This is a genomic window from Streptomyces sp. NPDC015130, from assembly GCF_043080005.1.
GTDB lineage: Bacteria > Actinomycetota > Actinomycetes > Streptomycetales > Streptomycetaceae > Streptomyces.
This window is the reverse complement of record NZ_JBIBVC010000001.1, coordinates 225,348-247,060: the sequence shown is the minus strand read 5'-3', so window position 1 is coordinate 247,060 and position 21,713 is coordinate 225,348. Positions and strand designations below refer to the sequence as shown.

Here is a 21,713-nt window from a genome sequence, read left to right as displayed (position 1 = left end):
CTGTGGATTACTTCTTCGTCTCGACCGCGTGGCCACCGAACTGGTTGCGCAGCGCGGCGATCATCTTCATCTGCGGGGAGTCGTCCTGCCGCGAGGCGAACCGCGCGAACAGCGACGCGGTGATCGCCGGCAGCGGTACGGCGTTGTCGATGGCGGCCTCGACGGTCCACCGGCCCTCGCCGGAGTCCGACGCGTAGCCGCGCAGCTTGTCCAGGTGCTCGTCCTCGTCCAGCGCGTTCACCGCGAGGTCCAGCAGCCAGGAACGGATGACCGTGCCCTCCTGCCAGGAGCGGAAGACCTCGCGCACGTCGGTGACGGAGTCGACCTTCTCCAGGAGCTCCCAGCCCTCGGCGTAGGCCTGCATCATCGCGTACTCGATGCCGTTGTGGACCATCTTCGCGAAGTGGCCGGCGCCGACCTTGCCCGCGTGGACCGAGCCGAACTCGCCCTCGGGCTTGAGCGCGTCGAAGATCGGCTGGACCCGCGCCACGTCCTCGGCGGAGCCGCCGTACATCAGCGCGTAGCCGTTCTCCAGGCCCCAGACGCCGCCGGAGACGCCGCAGTCGACGAACCCGATGCCCTTGGCGGCGAGCTCCTCGGCGTGCTTCTCGTCGTCGGTCCAGCGGGAGTTCCCGCCGTCCACGACGATGTCGCCGGGGGAGAGCAGGTCGGCCAGCTCGTCGATCGTGGACTGGGTCGCGGCACCGGCCGGAACCATGACCCACACGACGCGCGGGCCCTTGAGCTTGTTCACAAGCTCTTCGAGGCTGTGGACATCGGCGAGGTCCGGGTTGCGGTCGTATCCGATGACGGTGTGGCCTGCGCGGCGGATGCGCTCGCGCATGTTGCCGCCCATCTTGCCGAGACCGACGAGACCGAGCTCCATCAGAGATTCCTTAAGCGTCGTGTGCGGTTTACCCGGGTCCGAGCCTACGCCCGGACCCGGGTGCACACCTGTGGGGTCAGCCGCTCAGGCGATGCCCCGGCTGTGTCCTCCCGGAGGGCGACCCCCGGACCCCCCGAACCAGGATCAACCGGACAGACGAACCGGCATGATCAGGTACTTGTACGCCTCGTCCGCCTCGGCGTCGAGGGCCGGCTTGCCGCTCAGCAGGGCCGGCTTGGTGGAGGTCGTGAAGGAGAGCTGGGCGACCGGGGAGTCGATGGCGCTCAGGCCGTCGAGCAGGAAGGTCGGGTTGAAGGCGATCGAGATGTCGTCGCCCTCCAGCTGCGCGTCCACACGCTCCACAGCCTGTGCATCGTCGCTGGAGCCGGCCTCCAGGATCAGCACGCCCTGCTCGAAGCTCAGGCGGACCGGGGTGTTGCGCTCGGCGACCAGGGCCACGCGCTTGACGGCCTCGACGAAGGGCGCCGTCTCGATCACCGCGACCGAGTTGAACTCGGTGGGGAAGAGCGTGCGGTACTTCGGCAGGTCGCCTTCGAGCAGACGGGTCGTGGTGCGGCGGCCCGCGCCCTCGAAGCCGATCAGGCCCTCGCCCTTGCCGGAGCCCGAGAGCGCCAGGGTGACCGTGTCGCCGCTCGTGAGCGCCTTCGCGGTGTCCAGGAGGGTCTTGGCGGGCACCAGGGCGACCGCAGAGGCGTCCGGGGACTCCGGCTTCCACAGGAACTCGCGGACCGCGAAGCGGTAGCGGTCGGTGGAGGCCAGGGTGACCGTGTCGCCCTCGATCTCGATGCGCACACCGGTGAGGACGGGCAGCGTGTCGTCACGGCCGGCGGCGATGGCCACCTGCGCGGCGGCGGAGGCGAAGACCTCACCGGGGACGGTGCCGGTCGCGGTGGGCATCTCCGGCAGGGCCGGGTACTCCTCCACAGGCAGGGTGTGGAGGGTGAAGCGGGAGGAGCCGCAGACCACGGTCGCCCGTACACCGTCTGTGGAGATCTCCACCGGACGGTTGGGGAGGGCGCGGCAGATGTCGGCGAGCAGCCGGCCGGAGACGAGGACGGTGCCGTCCTCCTCGACCTCGGCCTCGACGGAGACACGGGCCGAGACCTCGTAGTCGAAGCTCGAGAAGCTCAGCGCGCCGTCCTCGGCCTTCAGCAGAAGGCCCGCGAGAACGGGCGCCGGCGGACGGGCCGGGAGGCTGCGGGCCACCCAGGCCACCGCCTCGGCGAGTACGTCGCGCTCCACCCGGATCTTCACCGGAACCGCCTCCTGCTTGTTGCTGGCTCTTCGTCGACTGCGGGAACCAGTCTGACGTACGCCGAGGGCACTCGGTGCTGCTCGGGGTCAAGTCGCGACGAGAGCTCGCCGGAGCTCCGGCGGCGAGTTGTGCACAGGTCCCACTTCGAAGCGAATTCCGGGCTAACTCTATGTGGGAGTAGTAGTAGGGCCTGTGGAAACGGTGGATAACGTCGTTTTCCCAGGTCAGACCCGTTTTTTTGTCCACCGACCCTGTGGGTGGAACCCGTGGACAACCGGGGGTATCTGTGGACACCCAAAAGTTCTGCACACCCGGTACACAGGCCATGGGGAGTTCTCCCCAGCGCTGTCCCCAGCTTTCCCCAGGTTCCCCACAGCCCAAACGTCTCCCTTGGTGTGACCGCTTTCACTCGGCCCGGTGAGCGGGGGTGATTCGTTGCCGAACAGTGGACAGGGGTGTGGAGAAGCTGTGGGCAACCATCGGCGCCCTGTGGGCAGCCAGTGGACAACTTTCCGGGCCCCCTGTGGACGAAGATTTCATCCACAGGCTGTGGAGAGTGGTTGCCAACAAATCCACAAGGGCTTGACCTGGGGTGATGACCTGTCAACAGCCCGACCTGTGGACACGATCCGGATAACTCAACAGTCCCCACCCTGTGGACGGGAGATCATCCCCCAATCTGTGGAGAACCCGCCACCGGAACGGAGTAATCGAACACCCCGCGCTCGTACACAGCTGTGCACAGCGAACAGAGGCGCCCCCGGAGCGGGTTCGGGAACGGCGAAGGGCGCCCCGGGGGCGGGTTCGGGACAGGGTTCGGGAACGGCGAAGGGCGCCCCTGGTGGTGTCCGGGGGCGCCCTTCGGCACTGCTGTCGCGGCGGTGCGTCAGCCGTTCTTGATGCGGTTCGTGAGCTCGGTGACCTGGTTGTAGATGGAGCGCCGCTCCGCCATCAGGGCACGGATCTTCCGGTCCGCGTGCATCACCGTCGTATGGTCGCGACCGCCGAACTGCGCGCCGATCTTCGGCAGAGACAGGTCCGTCAGCTCGCGGCACAGGTACATGGCGATCTGCCGCGCCGTCACCAGGACGCGACTGCGCGACGATCCGCAGAGGTCCTCCACCGTCAGCCCGAAGTAGTCGGCCGTGGCCGCCATGATCGCGGGAGCGGTGATCTCGGGCGAGCTGTCCTCGCCACCGGGGATCAGGTCCTTGAGGACGATCTCGGTGAGCCCCAGGTCCACCGGCTGCCGGTTGAGGCTCGCGAAGGCCGTCACCCGGATCAGCGCCCCCTCCAGCTCGCGGATGTTCCGCGAGATCCGGGAGGCGATGAACTCCAGTACCTCCGGCGGGGCGTTGAGCTGCTCCTGCACGGCCTTCTTGCGGAGGATCGCGATCCGCGTCTCCAGCTCCGGCGGCTGCACGTCGGTGGTGAGGCCCCACTCGAAGCGGTTGCGCAGCCGGTCCTCCAGCGTCACCAGCTGCTTGGGCGGCCGGTCCGAGGAGAGCACGATCTGCTTGTTCGCGTTGTGCAGCGTATTGAAGGTGTGGAAGAACTCCTCCTGCGTCGACTCCTTGCTCGCGAGGAACTGGATGTCGTCGACGAGCAGGATGTCCACATCGCGGTAGCGCTTGCGGAACGCGTCGCCCTTGCCGTCGCGGATCGAGTTGATGAACTCGTTGGTGAACTCCTCGGAGCTCACGTACCGCACGCGGGTGCCCGGGTAGAGGCTCCGCGCGTAGTGGCCGATGGCGTGCAGCAGGTGGGTCTTGCCGAGCCCCGACTCCCCGTAGATGAAGAGCGGGTTGTACGCCTTCGCCGGCGCCTCGGCCACCGCGACGGCGGCGGCGTGCGCGAAGCGGTTCGAGGAACCGATGACGAAGGTGTCGAAGAGGTACTTGGGGTTCAGCCGCGCGTGCTGCTCACCCGGCGCGCCGGCGCCCTGCCCCGTGGAGGAGGAACCGGGACCACCGTGCACCGGACCGCCGCCCGGCCGCGGGCCGGGGCGGGCGCCGGGGCCCTGCGGGTCGGGCAGCTCGGCGCGCTCGGGTCGCTGCGGCTGCTCGTAACCCCGCGGGGGTTCGTCGTAGTGGGACTGCCGGGGCTGCTCCGGGCCGGTGTACGGCGCGCGCTCCTGGTAGCCGCCGAGCCGCGGCTGCTGCCAGGACAGGTCCTCCTGCGTGCGCGGCCACGCGCCGGGGTCGGGCCGCTGCGGCTGCTGGTAGTCCGGATAGGCCGGGCGCGCGGTGGGCAGCCCGTCGTCGGGCATCGGACGGTGACCGTAGCCTTCGTACTTCTCGTACGGCTCGGGCTGCGGGCGCTCGTCGTAGCGGGGCTGCTGCGTGGGAGGCGCGGGCGGGGTCGGCTCGCCGACGGAGTCGTCGACGGTGATCGCGATCCGGATCGGGCGGCCGCACTCGCGGCTCAGCGTCTCGCTGATCAGCGGGGCGAGCCGGCCTTCGAGGACGCGCTTGCCCCATTCGTTGGGCACCGCGAGCAGAGCGGTGTCCGCGACGAGGGCCAGCGGCTGGCAGCGCTCGATCCACTGCTTGTCCTTGGCCTCGATCCCCTGCTGTCCCTCGCCGAGGAGCTGCTCGAGGACGCGTGGCCACACTGCGGCAAGATCGGCAGGTACGTCAGCCACGGGGCACGCTTTCTACGGGTCCGTGAGGACAGGGCAGGACAGAACGGAAAAGACTGTGGAGTCTCACCACGGTAGTCGGGGCGGCTGACGTGGTTCAAGTTGTTGTCCACAGCCTGTGCATAATGGACCATGGCGACAGGTCGGTTTGACCGGATGGCGTAGCCGCGCGTACCGTGACCAGGTCGAGTTGTCGATGGCTGCTGCCGCCTGCCTCCGATGGGCAAAGATCACGTTCTGTGGTCGCGAAGCGGTGCTATCGGGCGTTACGAGCTACTCGTGGGCGCACGGTGACAGCCAGGCGATGTCCCGCCACCACCCGAATCATTTCTGGAGCCCCCGAGTGAGCAAGCGCACCTTCCAGCCGAACAACCGTCGTCGCGCGAAGACCCACGGCTTCCGCCTGCGCATGCGTACCCGTGCCGGCCGCGCCATCCTGGCGAACCGCCGTGGCAAGGGTCGCGCGAGCCTGTCCGCCTGATCCACTTAAACAGGTCATGACGTGCTGCCTACCGAGAATCGGCTGAGGCGGCGCGAGGACTTCGCAACCGCGGTACGCCGAGGTCGCCGGGCCGGTCGCCCGCTCCTCGTCGTCCACCTACGTAGCGGTGCCACGGACCCGCACGCGCCTGGGGAGAGCGCTCCCCCGACGCGTGCGGGTTTCGTCGTGAGCAAGGCCGTAGGCGGTGCGGTCGTACGCAACCAGGTGAAGCGTCGCCTGCGCCATCTCCTCCGGGACCGACTCATCGAGCTGCCCCCCGGTAGCCTGGTGGTCGTACGGGCGTTGCCCGGAGCCGGTGACGCCGACCACGCACAGCTGGCCCGAGACCTGGACGCCGCTTTTCAGCGGTTGCTGGGAGGGGGCGCGCGATGAAGTACCCGCTGCTGGCTCTCATCAAGCTGTACCAGTGGACGATCAGCCCTCTTCTGGGCCCTGTCTGCAGGTACTACCCGTCGTGTTCCCACTACGGATTCACGGCCATCGACCGGCATGGCGCGATCAAGGGCACGGCCCTGACCGCCTGGCGCATCCTGCGGTGCAACCCGTGGTCGCCCGGCGGTGTGGACCATGTCCCCCCGCGGAAGCGTCCTCGCTGGCACGAAATGCTGAGGAACGCGCTGAGCGGCGACAAGGGCGGGTCCACCGCCGAGCCGAGCCCGGCCGCCGAGACCTCGCCCAATGCTCAAGGAGCCTGATTAGTGGACACGATTGCCAGTCTGTTCAGCTTCATCACCACACCTGTCTCATGGGTGATCGTCCAGTTCCACAAGGTGTACGGGGCGATCTTCGGCCCTGACACGGGCTGGGCCTGGGGCCTGTCCATCGTGTCCCTCGTGGTGCTGATCCGTATCTGCCTGATCCCGCTGTTCGTCAAGCAGATCAAGTCGACCCGGAACATGCAGGCGCTCCAGCCGAAGATGAAGGCGATCCAGGAGCGCTACAAGAGCGACAAGCAGCGTCAGTCCGAAGAGATGATGAAGCTGTACAAGGAGACGGGTACCAACCCGCTCTCCTCGTGCCTTCCCATCCTGGCGCAGTCGCCGTTCTTCTTCGCCCTTTACCACGTGCTGTCCAACATCGCGTCGGGCAAGGAAATCGGCGTCATGAACCAGACGCTGGTGGACAGTGCCCGGCAGGCCCAGATCTTCGGTGCCCCGATCGCGGCCAAGTTCACGGACAGCCCGGAGAAGGTCGAGGCCCTCAGCGCCTCCCTGACCGATGTCCGCATCGTCACCGCGATCATGATCGTCCTGATGTCGGCCTCGCAGTTCTTCACCCAGCGCCAGCTGATGATGAAGAACGTCGACCTCTCGGTGAAGACCCCGTACATGCAGCAGCAGAAGATGCTCATGTACATCTTCCCGGTGATCTTCGCCGTCATGGGTATCAACTTCCCCGTCGGTGTCCTCGTCTACTGGCTGACCACCAACGTGTGGACCATGGGCCAGCAGATGTACGTGATCAACCAGAACCCGACCCCGGGCAGCAAGGCGCAGGACGCCTACCTCCAGCGACTGCTGAAGAGCGTCACGCAGCACGGTGAGGTCCGTGGCCGCCGCCGCAAGGCCGTCGTCAAGGTCGTCGTCGCCAAGGGCGGCGACCGCAACGAGAACGAGCGTCGCTTCTTCGCGGGTCTGGGCAAGGCCGGCTTCGCGGCCCAGGCCGACGGCACCGTGATCAAGAGCGACACGATCGTGGCCGAGGCCGAGAGCGGCGCCGCCGCCAAGCGGCAGCAGCCCAAGCGCCAGACCAAGGCCCAGCGCCAGGCCGCCGCAGCTCAGCAGGCCGTGACGAAGGACGCCGAGGAAGGCTCCGAGCCGGCCGCCGAGCAGGCGACCACCTCGCTGGAGAAGAAGCCCCAGGGTTCGGCGAAGGCCGACGCTGAGGCCGGGACGAAGGACGAGGCGCAGGACAAGGCGCAGGGCGACAAGCCCGCGCGCCCCCGTGCCAACTCCGGAGGCTCCCGCCAGGGCAAGTCCGGTCAGCGCAAGGGCCAGCAGCGGCCCAAGCACCCGTCGTCCAAGAAGTAAGAAGGAGACCATCCGTGACGGAAGGCATCACCTCCGCCGCCGCCGAGGGTGGCGACACCCTGACTCGCCTGGAGCAGGAGGGTGAGATCGCGGCCGACTACCTCGAGGGTCTGCTCGACATCGCCGACCTCGACGGCGACATCGACATGGACGTCGAGGCGGACCGCGCCGCGGTCTCGATCGTCAGCGACTCCAGCAGCCGCGACCTGCAGAAGCTCGTGGGCCGCGACGGCGAGGTCCTGGAGGCCCTCCAGGAGCTGACCCGCCTGGCCGTGCACCGTGAGACCGGCGACCGCAGCCGGCTCATGCTCGACATCGCCGGTTTCCGTGCCCAGAAGCGCACCGAGCTCGCCGAGCTGGGCGCCAAGGCCGCGGCCGAGGTGAAGGCCAACGGGCAGCCGGTCAAGCTGGACCCGATGACCCCGTTCGAGCGCAAGGTCGTGCACGACGCGATCGCCGCCGCCGGTCTGCGCAGCGAGTCCGAGGGCGAGGAGCCGCAGCGCTTCGTCGTCGTACTTCCCGCCTGAACCCTCTCGTAGTATCGGCCCCGTCTGTTCGCAGGCGGGGCCGATCTTTGTCAGCCTGATAGTCAGCCACCACAGTGCGCTCGCAGGGATTGCGTGCGGTACGGAAGGACGGTTCCCGTGACGGAGGCAGCGGAGCTCCCCGAGGCGCCGGAGCAGGCGCGGACAGTCTTCGGTGAGTACTTCCCGGAGGCCGTGCGGTACGCGGAGCTTCTCGCGGACGCGGGTGTGAAGCGAGGCCTGATCGGCCCGCGCGAGGTCCCGCGGCTGTGGGAGCGGCACATGCTGAACTGTGCCGTCCTCTCGGAGGTCGTTCCCGAGGGCGTCACGGTCTGCGACGTGGGCTCGGGGGCCGGTCTTCCCGGCATCCCGCTGGCCCTGGTGCGGCCCGACCTCAAGATCACTCTTCTGGAGCCGCTGCTGCGCCGGACGAACTTCCTCCAGGAAGTCGTCGAGCTGCTGGGCCTCGACCACGTGACCGTGGTCCGTGGTCGCGCGGAGGAGATGCTCGGCAAGATCACGCCCGTCCATGTGGTGACCGCGCGCGCGGTGGCCCCGCTGGACCGGCTGGCCGGCTGGGGCGTTCCGCTGCTCCGCCCGTACGGCGAGATGCTGGCCCTCAAGGGCGACACCGCGGAGGAGGAGCTCAACGGCGCCCGCGCCGCGCTCTCCAAGCTCGGTGTGGTGGAGACCTCGGTGCTGCACGTGGGTGAGGGGATCGTCGATCCGCTGTCCACGGTCGTCCGGGTCGAGGTCGGCGAGAGCCCCGGTGGTGTGCGGTTCGCGGCCAAGCGCGCCAAGGCTGCCCGGACGAGCAAGACCCGTCGGCGCCGCTGAGCGTCGCATACGTACTATTTCGGAGTGTCGAACGGCTCCGACCGTGCAGCAGGGGCATGGTGTTTCACGTGAAACGTCGCTCCCTGCTGCAGGGGATCATCGGCCGCGGTCGCGCGGCCGCCACGCCCCGGGACCGTAAGCCTCGTGTGAAGCCACTCGCGAGGGTTACGGAGTTGTCCACAGAGGTGGATTCACCCACAGAACCGCCGACCTCGCTGGTTCACGACCCCGAAAGCATGGCAGGCTCTGCTCATCGCGAGCCTGAAGCCGAGGAGAGTGAATCCTTGCGGTCCGACGCCAACATCGCGGGACCGATGACCGACCCGGTCCCCGGTCCCCGAACCGAATCGGTGGGGGACGATGTTTCACGTGAAACATTGCCCCCGATGGACGACACCCCCATTGGTCGTGCTGCCCAACTGGCAGTAGAGGCCCTGGGTCGTGCCGGTGAGGGACTTCCCCGGCCGGCCGAGACCCGCGTGATGGTGGTCGCCAATCAGAAGGGCGGCGTGGGCAAGACGACCACGACGGTCAACCTTGCCGCCTCCCTGGCACTGCACGGGGCCCGGGTCCTGGTCATCGACCTGGACCCGCAGGGCAACGCTTCCACGGCGCTCGGCATCGACCACCACGCCGAGGTCCCCTCGATCTACGACGTGCTGGTGGACAGCCGACCGCTCTCCGAAGTGGTGCAGCCCGTCCTGGACGTGGAGGGCCTCTTCTGTGCCCCCGCCACCATCGATCTCGCCGGTGCGGAGATCGAGCTGGTGTCGCTGGTGGCGCGTGAGAGCCGCCTCCAGCGGGCGATCCAGGCCTACGAGCAGCCACTCGACTACATCCTGATCGACTGCCCGCCCTCGCTCGGCCTGCTCACGGTGAACGCCATGGTGGCGGGCGCCGAGGTGCTGATCCCGATCCAGTGCGAGTACTACGCACTGGAGGGTCTCGGCCAGCTCCTGCGGAACGTCGAGCTGGTCCGGGGACACCTGAACCCCGGGCTCCACGTCTCGACCATCCTGCTCACCATGTACGACGGCCGGACGAGGCTCGCCTCCCAGGTCGCCGAAGAGGTGCGCACGCACTTCGCCGAAGAGGTGCTGCGGACCAGCATTCCGAGGTCCGTCCGCATCTCGGAGGCACCGAGCTACGGCCAGACGGTTCTCACGTACGACCCGGGATCCAGCGGCGCCCTCTCGTACCTGGAGGCCGCCCGGGAGATCGCGCTGCGGGGTGCTGCCCTGCACTACGACCCGCAGCACGCCCACGCAGGGCACCAGAACAACCAGCGCAGCATGTCGGAGGGGATCCACCAGTGAGCAAGCGACCTAGGGGATTGGGACGTGGGCTCGGTGCGCTGATCCCCGCCGCCCCGCAGGAGCAGAAGGTTCCGGCGGTCGGCATCGGGGTGGGCGCGACCTCCACCGGCTCGGTTCCCGGACTGCCCTCGGAGCGGGGCGTGGCCGCCGCGAAGCTGGCGACGCTTCCGCACAGCAGCCCGTCCCCCGACGCGGACGCGCCGTGGAGCGAAGCCGCGGACGTGGCCGTCCCGGAGATTCAGGGCGGTGCCTACTTCACCGAGCTTCCGATCGGCGCGATCGTTCCCAACCGGCACCAGCCGCGTGAGGTCTTCGACGAGGACGCCCTGGCGGAGCTCGTCGTCTCCATCAAGGAGGTCGGCCTCCTCCAGCCCGTGGTCGTGCGGAAGCTCGGTGACGAGCGCTACGAGCTCGTCATGGGTGAGCGTCGTCTGCGGGCATCGACGACCGCCGGTCTGGAGCGGATCCCGGCGATCGTCCGGGACACCGACGACGAGAAGATGCTTCTGGACGCCCTCCTGGAGAACCTCCACCGGGCCCAGCTGAACGCGATCGAAGAGGCCCACGCCTACGAGCAGCTGCTCAAGGACTTCGGCTGCACCCATGACCAGCTCGCGGAGCGGATCGGGCGTTCCCGCCCGCAGATCTCCAACACGCTGCGCCTGCTGCGGCTCTCTCCGCCGGTCCAGCGGAGGGTCGCCGCCGGTGTGCTCTCCGCCGGCCACGCGCGGGCCCTGCTCGGTGTGGAGGACGCTGAGGCCCAGGACCAGCTGGCCTACCGGATCGTCGCTGAGGGCCTCTCCGTGCGCACCGTCGAGGAGATCGTGAGCCTTATGGGCTCCGAGGAGCCCGCCGCGGTCAAGCCGAAGGGCCCCCGTGCCGGGGGACGCGTCTCGCCCGCTCTGAGCGATCTCGCTTCCCGGCTTTCGGACCGCTTCGAGACCCGGGTGAAGGTCGACCTGGGGCAGAAGAAGGGCAAGATCGTCGTCGAGTTCGCCTCGATGGAGGATCTGGACCGGATCCTTTCGACCCTGGCCCCGGGCGAGGGGAAGGTCATGGACCAGCAGAACGCCCAGCAGGGCGAGCAGGGCTGAGGTTCCTGCCCCACTGACGCCGCCGAGGGCGGGTCGGGCTCCGGTCTTCACCGGAGCCCGACCCGCCCTTTGCCTTGGAGCGGTGTCCCCTTGATCGTCCGCTCGATACGATTCTGAGAGGCGTATCCGTGCTCGAGGGTGAGGGAAGCGAGGGGAAGCCGTGGGGCGTCGGCTGGTACCGCTCACGCTGGACAACCTTCCTGACCTTCCCCGGCGATGTCGCTCCTGCGTCTTCTGGGAGCTCGACCCGGTGAGCGGAGAGGCCGCGGTGAAGACGGGGCGTCCGGAGACGGAGAAGGAGGCCTGGATCTCCGCCGTTCTCCTGGAATGGGGCTCCTGCGGCCGGGTGGTCTACGTGGACGAGGTGCCCGTCGGCTACGTCCTCTACGCTCCCCCGGCGTACGTCCCGAGGTCGACGGCCTTCCCGACCAGTCCGGTGGCGGCCGACGCCGTCCAGCTGATGACCGCCTGGATCATGCCGGGTTACCAGGGCCAGGGGCTGGGCCGGATGGTCGTGCAGACCGTGGCCAAGGACGTGATGCGGCGGGGCTTCAAGGCGATCGAGGCCTTCGGCGATGCCCGCTGGAAGGAGCCGGCCTGTGTGCTGCCGGCCGACCACCTTCTGGCCGTGGGCTTCAAGACCGTCCGGCCGCACCATGCGTTTCCCCGACTGAGGCTGGAGCTCCGGACGACGCTTTCCTGGAAGGAGGACGTCGAGATGGCACTGGACCGGCTGCTCGGCGCCGTGCAGAAGGAGCCCGTCCTGCGACCGCTCTGATGTCAGGACACGAGAAAGGCCCGCCCCTCCAGGGGCGGGCCTTTCGTGTTTCACGTTTCACGTGAAACAGAGGCGTGTCAGCCGTTCGCGGGCTCGACGAAGCCTTCCAGGTCGCGCAGGATGGCGGCCTTCGGCTTGGCGCCGACGATCGTCTTCACGACCTCGCCGTTCTGGTAGACGTTCAGCGTCGGGATGGACATGACGCCGTACTTGGCGGCCGTGGCCGGGTTCTCGTCGATGTTGAGCTTCACGACCTCGATCTCGCCGTGCTCGGCGGCGATGGCCTCCAGCGACGGGGCGATCTGGCGGCACGGGCCGCACCAAGCCGCCCAGAAGTCCACCAGGACGGGCTTGTCGCTCTTCAGGACGTCCGCCTCGAAGGAAGCATCGGTCACAGTCTTCAGGGCCACGGCGGCCTCCTTGTTTTCGCGGGGTGTGGGGTCAGGAAGGACGAGGGTCAGACCGCGGGGGTCTCGGCCAGCTTCTCGCTGTCGGCGAGGGCGGCCAGGAAGCGCTCGGCGTCGAGCGCGGCGGAGCAGCCGGTACCGGCGGCCGTGATGGCCTGACGGTAGGTGTGGTCGACGACGTCGCCCGCACCGAAGACGCCCGAGAGGTTGGTGCGCGTCGACGGCGCGGCCACCTTCAGGTAGCCCTCCTCGTCCAGCTCCAGCTGGCCCTTGAAGAGCTCGGTCCGCGGGTCGTGGCCGACGGCGATGAAGAGGCCGGTGACGGGCAGCTCACGGGTCGCGCCGGTCTTGGTGTCGCGCAGGGTCACGCCGCTGAGCTTCTGCTCGCCGTGGATCGCGGTGACCTCGCTGTCCCAGGCGAACGAGATCTTCGGGTCGGCGAAGGCGCGCTCCTGCATGGCCTTGGAGGCACGCAGGGTGTCGCGACGGTGGACGATGGTGACGGTCTTGGCGAAGCGCGAGAGGAAGGTGGCCTCCTCGATCGCGGTGTCGCCGCCGCCGACGACGGCGATGTCCTGGTCCTTGAAGAAGAACCCGTCGCAGGTGGCGCACCAGGAGACACCGCGTCCCGAGAGCGTGTCCTCGTTGGGGAGGCCGAGCTTGCGGTGCTGGGATCCCGTGGTGACGATGACGGCCTTGGCGCGGTGGACGGTGCCGGCGGTGTCGGTGACGGTCTTGATGTCACCGGTCAGGTCCACGGAGATGATGTCGTCGGGGACGAGCTCGGCGCCGAAGCGCTCCGCCTGGGCCCGCATGTTGTCCATGAGGTCCGGGCCCATGATGCCGTCACGGAAGCCGGGGAAGTTCTCGACCTCGGTCGTGTTCATCAGTGCGCCACCGGCGGTGACGGCACCCTCGAAGACCAGAGGGTTCAGCGACGCTCGGGCCGTGTAGAGCGCAGCGGTGTATCCCGCGGGCCCGGAGCCGATGATGATCACGTTACGGACGTCGCTCACGGGTTTCTTCCTCGTCTCTGCAGACTGCCACTGCCTACGGGGGCGGTTGTCTCGGTCACTCTCACCCCACCCAACGGATCCTACGGGGGATGCATTCCCGAGATTGCCGCGCGGCGCGTGGCTGAGACGCCCGGTGAGATCAGGAGCGTGGGTACGTCTCGGTGAGCAGTAGATCGGCCGTGGGGCTCTGGGTGCTCGTGGGGCTGTCGGCGCAGGAGGCGTCGAGGACGAATGCCTGGACCCGGGTGCTGTCGGCCGGGTCCGCCAGGACGAGCAGATAAGCCGGTGTGCCCTGGTACTCGCCCTTCTCGTGCGCGAGCGGGGCGTCGCTTCGGCCCGTTCCTGCCAGGACGCAGCCGGGAACGGCGCCGTCCCTGTTCCGTTGGGGGGTGGAGGCGGTGCTCTCGGAGGCACCTTCCGCGGACATCGACTCGGGGCCGACTCCCTGAGGAGTCTTGGCCGTGCTTGCCCCCTCGCCCAGAAGCGCGTGGACGCGTGCCTGGACCGGGGTCCCGGAGAAGGAGTTCACGGCCACCGCGCCGGCGTCCACCTTCTTGGAGCCGTCCGCGATGTCGGCAGTCGGGCCACCGCCCTGGGTCAGGAGGAGAGTCGTACCGAGGAGTGCGGCGGTGAAGGCGGCGCCGATCGTGGAGACCAGGGCGATCCGGCGGCGACGAGGCTTTCCGGCACGGCTGCGGCCGGGGCCGGTGGCCGCGTTCGGCCGGCCCGCGGGGCGCTCCGCGGCAGGGGAAGGCGTGCCGGAGGGAAGCGGCTCGGTGCGGGGGTGCGATGTTTCACGTGAAACAGGGCTGCCGTTCTCCGGGGCGGTGGCCTGGAGGAGGGCTTCGGCGGCGAGTGCGGCATCGATCCGGCCGGCGATCTCGGCGGGCATACGGGGCGGCCCCGGCAGCGTGCCCAGGAGGCCCCGGATCTCCTCCAGGGAGGTCCTGACATCGGCACAGAGGGGACAGCCGTCCAGATGGCGGCGTACGGCCGCGGAGCGGCTCGGTGAGAGGATCCCCTCGGTCAGATCGGAGATCTCCGAGACGTCCGGGTGCTGTGTCGTGTCGGCCTTGCCGGTCGTGGAAGTCACGCGCGCCCACCTCCGCCCTTCACAGCAGCTGGATCTGTCGGTCCGGTATTCGTCGGCCCCGGCACCGGTGGGACGGATGTCCCCGGCGTCCGGTTCCTTCCCCCTTCGGCGGGCTCGTTACCCACTGTGTCGGCGCGCAGATGAGTGACCATCGGCAGCAGTCGTGAGCGCCCCCGCGCACAGCGGCTTTTCACCGTTCCGGTGGGAACGCCGAGGATACGTGCAGCCTCCGCGACCGGGTATCCCTGCATGTCGACGAGGACGAGTGCGGCGCGCTGGTCCTCGGGGATCAGCGCGAGAGCCGCGAGGACCTGCCGGTGGAGGTCCTGACGCTCCGCGGGGGCCTCGGCCGACTCGTGGGGGTCTAGGAGCTGCTCGAACCGGTCGGTGTCGTCGACGGGCGAGGTTCGGCGGGAGGCGGCCTTCCGGGCCCGGTCGAGACAGGCGTTCACCGTGATGCGGTGGAGCCAGGTCGTGACGGCCGACTGGCCCCGGAAGGTATGGGCGGCCCGGAAGGCGGACAGCAGGGCGTCCTGGAGGGCGTCTGCGGCCTCCTCGCGGTCCCCCAGGGTGCGGAGGGCCACCGCCCACAGCCGGTCGCGATGACGCCGCACAAGCTCACTGAAGGCGTCCGGGTCCCCGGCGACATGGCGCGCCAAGAGCTCCTGGTCGCCTGTGGACTCGTCTATCGGAGCGTCCAACGGTGAGCCCCTCCCCGTGCTGTGGTCAGCCCAAGATCTTGATCTCGGACAGCTTGCCCCGGAAGCCCCCGTCGTTGGCAGGGAGTTCCGTCAGCCAGACGAGAACGTAGCGGGTCGTGACCGGCTTGGTGGGCTTCAGTGTCACGTTGCTGCCCGAGCCTTCCGCCTGCGTCGTGAACCCGTCGGCCAGGGCCGGCGCCGACGAAGCGTCGGACGGTGCGGTGCGGAGCTCCACCGAGGTCTGGCCCACGAACGACAACTCGACCGAGCTGATCTCCTTCGCCGTGCCCAGGTCGAGGACGATGCCGACCCCCGGCTTCAGGTTGGCGAAGTCGGAACCGTAGTAGTTCACGGTGTGCCAGTAGGTGTTGGGGTCGCCGTCGTAGGCGAGCTGTATGGCCTGGGGATTCTCCGTGCCGTTGCCCTGCGGGGCAGGGTCGAAGTCCTGGGCGGACACGATGGAGACCGGCTTGGGCGGCTCGGGCTTCTCGTCGACCGTGGGGGACGGGACCGGTGTCTTGGTGGTCGACTCCGGGGCGAGGAGACGGTCGGCGATCTGCCAGCTGCCGAGGCCCAGCGCGGCGATCAGAAGGGCCGAGACGGCCCACTTCAGCGCGGTGCCGGTGCGGCTCTGGAGCGGGGGCGGAGGCGGGGCGACCGGCTGGGTGACGGTGACGGGGCGTGCCTGCGGGCGGCCGTACGTGCCCTGCTGGTACGTCGTGCGCTGGTAGTCGGGCGGTGCGGCGAACGTCGGCTCCGGCGGCTTGACGCGGGGCATCGCCGCGACCGCCTTGGCGAGCTCGTCCGGGGTGGTGCAGGGCCGGTCCTGGCGGGAGGCGGTGGCGCCGTCGTTGGCGAGGGCGCGCATGGCGATCTCGGCGAGGCCGCGGTGGACCCCGGCCCTGACCTGGTCGGGCGAGAGGAGCCCCACGCCCTTGGGGAGGCCGGAGAGCCCGTAGGCGTCGCTGTCGTACGGCCAGCGCTGGGTGAGCGCGGCGTACAGCAGGGCGCCGATGGCCTCGGTGTCGGTGCGCTGCGGGCGCTCGGCGGTGATGCCGCGCAGGGCGGCGTTCACGGCGAGGCCACGGATCCGGTACTGGCCGGTGGAGCTGCGCAGGACGGCGCTCGGGGTGAGCCGGAGGTGCGCGAGGCCCTCGCGGTGGGCGGCGGCCATGGCCTGCGAGACCTGGCTCACGAGCTGGTAGGCGTCGTGCGCTTCCATCGGGCCGGTCGCGAGCAGCGCGGTCAGTTCGGTGGAGTCGGGAAGCCACTCGTGCACGACGTACACGAGGTCGTTCTCCTCGACGGCGTCGAGGACTTGGACGAACCGGGGGTCGCCGAGCAGCGCCGCGGAGCGGGCCGCGGCCAGGACGGAGCGGGCCCTGGGGTGGTCGGCCGGCAGGAGGTGGACCCCGACGGCGCGGCGGAGTTTCTCGTCGACGGCACGCCAACTGCTGAAGCCGTCCAGACGAGTGACGCACTCCTCCAGCCGGTACCGCCTGGCCAGCTTGTGGCCGCTGTGCAGTTCCGGCGCCGTGATGGAAGGCTGTTCGCCGCTCTGTCGTTCGACCGCCTTGCTCCCCGAAGCCTCGGCGGTCTTGTCCGCCGTCTTCTGCGTTGTCGCCACCCCGTCGGTCGCGGCCTTGTCCGCCTTGGCGGTCAGCGGGTCGTCACCGCTGTCGGCCACGTCGACGGCAGCCGTGCTACGTTCCGCCACCGTCGTCCTGCCTCCCCATCCGTTGCGCCACTTCCAACAGCCATGCCAATTGTGCCCACAGTCCGACGCTATGCACGACACGCGGTCCCCGCCGATGGTTGTGCGGGGACGTCGAATCAGCGTCCCAGGCGTCCCCGCACCATGCCGACCAGCGTGTTCAGCTCGGTGATCCGCATGCGCTTGGCCGCGAGGAAGAAGACCCCCAGGAGGACGGCTCCGCCGACGAGCAGGGCGACGAGGGATCCCAGGGCGCCTTCACCGAGCAGCTTCAGCAGTCCAAAGCCGACCGCGCCGGCCACGATCGCCGCGGGCACGGAGGCCATGCAGAGCCGCGCGTAGGTCCGCAGCACCTGCGTGCCGTCCAGGTCGCCGCCGAGGCGCTTGCTCAGGCGGCGCCAGGCGATGCCGACGCCGACGGCGTAGGCGAGACCGTAGGCGCCCGCCATGCCGACCACGGCCCACTGTGCGGGCAGGAGGACGTAACAGAGGGCGGAGGCCGCCGCGTTCACGGCGGCGACGATGACCGTGTTGTAGAAGGGCGTCCGGGTGTCCTCGTAGGCGTAGAAGCCACGGAGCACGACGTACTGGACGGAGTAGGGGATCAGGCCGAGTCCGAAGGCCATCAGGATGAAGCCCATGCCCTGGGCCGCCTCGACGCCGCTGGAGGCGTAGAGCAGGGTGCACATCGGGACGCCGAGGGCCAGGAAGGCGAAGGAGACCGGGACGATCGCGACGGCCGAGTTGCGCAGGCCCTGCGAGATGTCGTCGCGGACGGCGCCCGGGTCGTTGTCGTGGGCGGCGCGGGAGATCCGCGGGAGCAGCGCGGCCATGACGGAGACGGTGATGATGGCCTGCGGCATGCCCCAGATCAGCTGGGCGTTCGAGTAGGCGAGGAAGCCGGCGCCGTTCTTGCCCGACTCCTGCCCGGCGGCCGTGGCGAGCTGGGTGACGACCAGGACGCCCGCCTGGTTGGCGAGGACGAACAGGACGGTCCACTTGGCGAGCTTCACGGTCTTGCCGAGCCCGTGGCCCTTCCAGTCGAAGCGGGGCCGGAAGCGGAAACCCGTCTCGCGGAGGTACGGGATCATCGCCAGGGCCTGCACGACGAGCCCGAGCAGGGTGCCGATGCCGAGCAGGCGGATGCCCTCGTCGGGAATCGTCTGGACGCCCATGTGGGACTCGGCGGAGGTGCCGTAGACCCAGATGAACAGGCCGAACGTGACGATCATGACGATGTTGTTGAGGACCGGCGTCCACATCATCGCGCCGAACTTGCCGCGTGCGTTGAGGATCTGACCCATCACCACGTGCACGCCCATGAAGAAGATCGTGGGCAGGCAGTAGCGGGCGAAAGTCACGGCCACGCTGTTGGCCGCGGCGTCGTCGGCGATGGTGTTCGACATCAGCCGGACCAGCAGCGGTGCGGCGAAGACCGCCGCCACCACGATCAGGCCGAGCGCCACCATCACGAGGGTGAGCAGGCGGTTGGCATAGGCCTCGCCGCCGTCCTCGTCGTTCTTCATGGAGCGGACGAGCTGGGGGACGAAGACCGAGTTGAGGCCGCCGCCGACGGTGAGGATGTAGATCATCGTCGGCAGGGTGTAGGCGATGGTGAAGGTGTCACCGAGCAGGGCGGCGCCGAGCGCGCCGGTGATCACCAGGCTGCGGACGAAACCGGTGAGCCGGGACACCAGGGTGCCGGCCGCCATCACGGCGCTCGACTTGAGCAGTCCGGAGGCACGGCCGGACTTCTTCGGCGCGGGGGCGGGAACGGGCATGGGGTCCGGCTCCGGGGCGGGCGGGGGCACCTGGCCGGGCGTCTGCTGGTCCCGGTAGAGGTGCGCGAACGCGTCCGGCTCGGGCTGCTCCTCGCCGGCGTGGGTCACCAGGTCGTCGACTCCGGTGAACTGCACCGTGCGGGCGTCGTCGCCGTACGGAAGGTGACGCGAGGGGCCGTCGGGCTCGGGCGCAGGGGTCTGCGCCCACACGCGGGGGTCCGGGGCGTGCTGGGGCGCGGCGGGCTGCTGGTAGAGCGGCTGGGGCTCCTGGTAGGTGCCCGGAGGGGGCGGCGGGTGCGCGGCGCGGTCGTAGAGCGCCTCGGTCACCGGGTCCTGCGCGGAGAGGTCCTGGGCCCGGTACGGGTCGTGGGTGAAGGCGTCCTGGACGTAGGGGTCCTGGGCGTACGGGTTCTGCGCGTAGGGGTCCTGCCCGTGCGGGTCCGGAGCGCCCTGCTGAGGGGAGGGGGGCACCGGCGGGTACCCGGAACCGGGGGGTGCCGCGGGCGTCCCACCGGACGGCGCGGTGCCGCCCGCGCCCTGGCCGCGGTCACCGTCGTACGGCGCGTTCATGGTTACCCCACCTCATCGTCCCCGGCCGACCGGCCACGACATCGCTCAACGGTCCACTTTCTCACCCGGGCCCGACGGGTCGCCGCTTTCGGACGCGGTGTCCGGTGTCGGGTCACTCGGCTGCTCGGGTTCGTCGGCCTCGACCTCCCCGACGTCCTCGGGATCCGTCTCCGTGCCCGTTCCGGCTTCCTCGGCCTCGGTTTCCGCGGCTTCGGTCTCGGCCTTCCTGGCCGCGACCCGCTTGCGCTGGCTGTACATGCGGACGCCGGCGAGGACGAGGAGCAGCACACCGCCGGCGATCACCAGCATCACCGTGGCGGTGATCTCGGAGACCTTGACGTTGAAGGTCATCGGCTGTCCGTACGGGGTGCCGTCCGCGGTGTAGAGCTGGGCCGTCATCGGGACCTGGCCGTTGACATTGGCCGACGCCTCGAACTTCACCGACTGGCTGTGACCGGCGTTGATCTTCACCGGGAGCTCGGCGTACCGCCGGCCGTTCAGCTCCAGCCGGTTTCCGTTGCCCGACGTGAGGCGCAGCACCAGGTCGTCCACGCCCTGCAGCAGCTTGTTCTGGACGGTCACGGGGATCGTTGCGCTGCGGCCGGACAGGGTGAGGTCCGACTTGTCGACGAGCTGGATGCCCTCGGTGAGGTCCTGGAGGTACTGCAGGACATCGTTCCGGTAGACGGCGGCCGCCCTGGCCTGACCGCGCCAGGAGGTGGACATCTCGCGGTTGATCGCGTTGCCGAACGGGGTCACGACACGGTCCGGGAGCGTTAGGACGATCTTGAAGTCGTCCAGCTCGTCACGGGTGGTCTTCATGTCGCGGAAGGTCTGGACGGGCAGTTCCCGGTCGCGCAGCTTCTTGGGGTACCGCGAGCCGCTGGGCACCGTGGTGGACGCGTCAGGGTCGGGCTTGGCCCCGGCCGCGGTCAGGAGGTCGATCGGATGGGACCAGCGCTGGGCGGACAGCCCGCGCAGGGCGGTCGCCATCGTCTGTGCCTGGGAGGCGCTCGGCACCCGCTGTGGGGCGACCACGACGCTGCGCTGCTGCTCCGGCTGCTCCAGGGTGATCGCGAGCGACTGCGCGAGGAACTCCTGGACCGCGAGGGTCGAGTTCTCCGAGCGGACCATGTCGCCCTCGAAGGCGGTGGAGAGGAGCTTGTCGCTGACGACGGCCGTCGTGCTGCCGTTGCCGAGGGGGCGGGCCGCCGTCGGCGTGTAGGACAGGTCGTCGCGGACGCTGTCGCTGCGGGCGATGACCTTGTCGGCGCCGGCCGAGGTGGCGACGGCCACGATCGAGGGGTCGACGGCCCCTTCCACGGGCCAGGAGAAGTCCGTGGACGGCTGGACGTGGAGGACGGTCTCGACGGTCGTCGCCGCGAGGGAGGTCGCCGACTGGAGGTGTCCCAGCGAGCCCGGGACGTCCTTGCCGCGATGGGCCAGGGACGCGAGGTCGGGGTCGGCGAACGGCAGGGCGACGATCTTGCGGCCCTGGACCGCCTTCTCCAGCGCGTTCAGCCACTGCTCCGCCACGGCCTTGTTCTTGCCCGGGACGTGGGCGGTGCCGTCCTTGACGCGGTAGCCGTTGGCCATGGCGTCGACCGTGGCCAGCAGGTCCGGGTCGATCACCCAGGTCACCGGCAGGTCCTTGCCCAGCGAGACCATCTGCTCGAGACGGCCTCCCGGACGCAGCTCGGCGGCCAGGGCGTCGTCCTCGAAGACCGGGGTCTGCTGATCGTCCGTGGCCGTCTCCGCCGAGACGTGGGCCGAGGAGATCAGCGGCCAGAGGTAGGTGAGCTGGGTCTTCTTCTCGGCGGCTTCCGGCTGGTACGGCAGGAAGGTCCGCTCGATGCCGAGGACCCGGTCGTAGCGCTGGGTCGAGGTCTGGCCGGTGAGCGAGACGCCCAGCTGGTAGACGCCCGACTCGTCGAGACCGAGGTCGGAGACCGGGACCGAGAGGGAGAAGTCCGCGCTGAGCCCGGCACCGAGGCGCGGGATCTTGACCGTGGGGCCCTCGTCGAGTGGAGCGGGGTCGCTGTCGCCGCGGTAGCCGGTGCGGTCCGACACCTGGTCGATCTCGCTGCGGCTCGTCATCATCGGGCCGACCCGGAGGTCCACGGTCGCGTCGGTGATGGCCCTCTTTCCCCGGTTGGTGACCGTTCCCGAGACGGTGACGGTGTCACCTTCCACGGGTGCGACCGGGGACAGCGTGTCGAGGGACACATCGACGGTCTTGGAGACGGCGGCTTCCTCGGCGGCGTCCGCCGGCGGGGCGGTCGGTGCCTGGAGCAGCCCGGCGAGGAGCGGCGCGCCGACGGCGACCGTGATGGTGCGCCGCAGCCATCGGCGGGCAGGTCGGGGACCGGTTCCCTGAATGTCTGCCGCCTCGCCCACGCGTTCGCCCATCCTCGTCGTTGTCTGTGGTGCCGGTGGTGTCGATGGTTCCCGGTTGCTGTGTCCAGGCATGGTAACGAGGCACGCCGGGGGCAAGTGCCGGGGACTGCTCCAGACTGATGGGGCCGGGTCCCTGGCCCGCGGGAAACA

General features: G+C 69.4%; 19 protein-coding genes. 9 read left to right on the top strand and 10 right to left on the bottom strand.

The features are described from left to right. Window positions 1–7 precede the first annotated feature (7 nt). The 3 genes from gnd to dnaA all read right to left on the bottom strand — a co-directional run bounded on the left by gnd (window position 8) and on the right by dnaA (window position 4,806). Window positions 8–886: a phosphogluconate dehydrogenase (NAD(+)-dependent, decarboxylating) gene (gnd, locus tag ACF08F_RS01170; RefSeq protein WP_392296411.1), complete on the bottom strand. Its 879-nt coding sequence runs from the start codon at window positions 884–886 to the stop codon at window positions 8–10. Window positions 887–1,030: 144 nt separating this feature from the next. Continuing rightward, window positions 1,031–2,161 carry a DNA polymerase III subunit beta gene (gene dnaN, locus ACF08F_RS01165; protein WP_015034855.1) on the bottom strand — a complete coding sequence of 377 codons (1,131 nt, stop codon included), beginning with the start codon at window positions 2,159–2,161 and terminating at the stop codon, window positions 1,031–1,033. 887 nt (window positions 2,162–3,048) lie between these two features. Further along, window positions 3,049–4,806, bottom strand: a complete 1,758-nt coding sequence (dnaA, locus tag ACF08F_RS01160) for a chromosomal replication initiator protein DnaA (RefSeq protein ID WP_392296410.1) — start codon at window positions 4,804–4,806, stop codon at window positions 3,049–3,051. Between the two features lie 340 nt (window positions 4,807–5,146). On the opposite strand from dnaA, the gene rpmH reads away from it, so the two are divergent. From rpmH to ACF08F_RS01115, 9 genes are all read left to right on the top strand, one after another. Beyond that, window positions 5,147–5,284 (top strand): 50S ribosomal protein L34, encoded by a 138-nt coding sequence (rpmH, locus tag ACF08F_RS01155; protein ID WP_006381191.1) that lies wholly within the window; start codon window positions 5,147–5,149, stop codon window positions 5,282–5,284. A gap of 21 nt (window positions 5,285–5,305) precedes the next feature. Continuing rightward, window positions 5,306–5,677, top strand: a complete 372-nt coding sequence (gene rnpA / locus ACF08F_RS01150; protein WP_079037505.1) for a ribonuclease P protein component — start codon at window positions 5,306–5,308, stop codon at window positions 5,675–5,677. Next, window positions 5,674–6,000, top strand: coding sequence for a membrane protein insertion efficiency factor YidD (yidD, locus tag ACF08F_RS01145; protein WP_189508749.1), 327 nt, complete (start codon window positions 5,674–5,676; stop codon window positions 5,998–6,000). The genes rnpA and yidD overlap by 4 nt, the downstream gene beginning before the upstream one ends. A gap of 3 nt (window positions 6,001–6,003) precedes the next feature. After that, on the top strand, window positions 6,004–7,335 hold the full coding sequence (gene yidC / locus ACF08F_RS01140) for a membrane protein insertase YidC (RefSeq protein ID WP_392296409.1): 1,332 nt from the start codon (window positions 6,004–6,006) through the stop codon (window positions 7,333–7,335). A 14-nt stretch (window positions 7,336–7,349) separates the two neighbouring features. After that, the gene (locus tag ACF08F_RS01135; RefSeq protein ID WP_392296408.1) at window positions 7,350–7,862 is read left to right on the top strand and encodes a protein jag; all 513 of its coding nucleotides are present in this window, start codon (window positions 7,350–7,352) and stop codon (window positions 7,860–7,862) included. A gap of 117 nt (window positions 7,863–7,979) precedes the next feature. Beyond that, window positions 7,980–8,696, top strand: coding sequence for a 16S rRNA (guanine(527)-N(7))-methyltransferase RsmG (gene rsmG / locus ACF08F_RS01130; RefSeq protein ID WP_358472049.1), 717 nt, complete (start codon window positions 7,980–7,982; stop codon window positions 8,694–8,696). A gap of 236 nt (window positions 8,697–8,932) precedes the next feature. After that, on the top strand, window positions 8,933–10,012 hold the full coding sequence (locus ACF08F_RS01125; protein WP_392296407.1) for a ParA family protein: 1,080 nt from the start codon (window positions 8,933–8,935) through the stop codon (window positions 10,010–10,012). Next, window positions 10,009–11,106: a ParB/RepB/Spo0J family partition protein gene (locus ACF08F_RS01120; RefSeq protein ID WP_392296406.1), complete on the top strand. Its 1,098-nt coding sequence runs from the start codon at window positions 10,009–10,011 to the stop codon at window positions 11,104–11,106. Before ACF08F_RS01125 ends, ACF08F_RS01120 begins: the two co-directional genes overlap by 4 nt. Before the next feature lie 160 nt (window positions 11,107–11,266). Beyond that, window positions 11,267–11,884, top strand: coding sequence for a GNAT family N-acetyltransferase (locus ACF08F_RS01115; RefSeq protein WP_392296405.1), 618 nt, complete (start codon window positions 11,267–11,269; stop codon window positions 11,882–11,884). Window positions 11,885–11,961: 77 nt separating this feature from the next. Here ACF08F_RS01115 and trxA read toward each other — a convergent pair whose 3' ends face one another. From trxA to ACF08F_RS01080, 7 genes are all read right to left on the bottom strand, one after another. Continuing rightward, on the bottom strand, window positions 11,962–12,294 hold the full coding sequence (gene trxA / locus ACF08F_RS01110; protein ID WP_306432408.1) for a thioredoxin: 333 nt from the start codon (window positions 12,292–12,294) through the stop codon (window positions 11,962–11,964). Window positions 12,295–12,341: 47 nt separating this feature from the next. Next, window positions 12,342–13,307, bottom strand: coding sequence for a thioredoxin-disulfide reductase (gene trxB, locus ACF08F_RS01105; protein WP_392296404.1), 966 nt, complete (start codon window positions 13,305–13,307; stop codon window positions 12,342–12,344). A 139-nt stretch (window positions 13,308–13,446) separates the two neighbouring features. Continuing rightward, complete coding sequence (locus ACF08F_RS01100) at window positions 13,447–14,400, bottom strand: hypothetical protein (protein WP_392296403.1); 954 nt, start codon at window positions 14,398–14,400, stop codon at window positions 13,447–13,449. After that, complete coding sequence (gene sigM / locus ACF08F_RS01095; RefSeq protein ID WP_392296402.1) at window positions 14,397–15,101, bottom strand: RNA polymerase sigma factor SigM; 705 nt, start codon at window positions 15,099–15,101, stop codon at window positions 14,397–14,399. Before sigM ends, ACF08F_RS01100 begins: the two co-directional genes overlap by 4 nt. A 25-nt stretch (window positions 15,102–15,126) precedes the next feature. After that, complete coding sequence (locus ACF08F_RS01090) at window positions 15,127–16,818, bottom strand: serine/threonine protein kinase (protein ID WP_392296401.1); 1,692 nt, start codon at window positions 16,816–16,818, stop codon at window positions 15,127–15,129. Window positions 16,819–16,934: 116 nt separating this feature from the next. Beyond that, on the bottom strand, window positions 16,935–19,166 hold the full coding sequence (gene murJ, locus ACF08F_RS01085) for a murein biosynthesis integral membrane protein MurJ (RefSeq protein WP_392296400.1): 2,232 nt from the start codon (window positions 19,164–19,166) through the stop codon (window positions 16,935–16,937). A 45-nt stretch (window positions 19,167–19,211) separates the two neighbouring features. Then, the gene (locus ACF08F_RS01080; RefSeq protein ID WP_392296399.1) at window positions 19,212–21,563 is read right to left on the bottom strand and encodes a DUF6049 family protein; all 2,352 of its coding nucleotides are present in this window, start codon (window positions 21,561–21,563) and stop codon (window positions 19,212–19,214) included. Between the last annotated feature and the right edge of the window lie 150 nt (window positions 21,564–21,713).

Excerpts from the sequence above, each read along its gene's own strand:
- murJ (WP_392296400.1), bottom strand. The coding sequence starts at position 19,166 with ATGAACGCGCCGTACGACGGTGACCGCGGCCAGGGCGCGGGCGGCACC.
- yidD (WP_189508749.1), top strand. The coding sequence starts at position 5,674 with ATGAAGTACCCGCTGCTGGCTCTCATCAAGCTGTACCAGTGGACGATC.
- gnd (WP_392296411.1), bottom strand. The coding sequence starts at position 886 with ATGGAGCTCGGTCTCGTCGGTCTCGGCAAGATGGGCGGCAACATGCGC.
- ACF08F_RS01125 (WP_392296407.1), top strand. The coding sequence starts at position 8,933 with ATGGCAGGCTCTGCTCATCGCGAGCCTGAAGCCGAGGAGAGTGAATCC.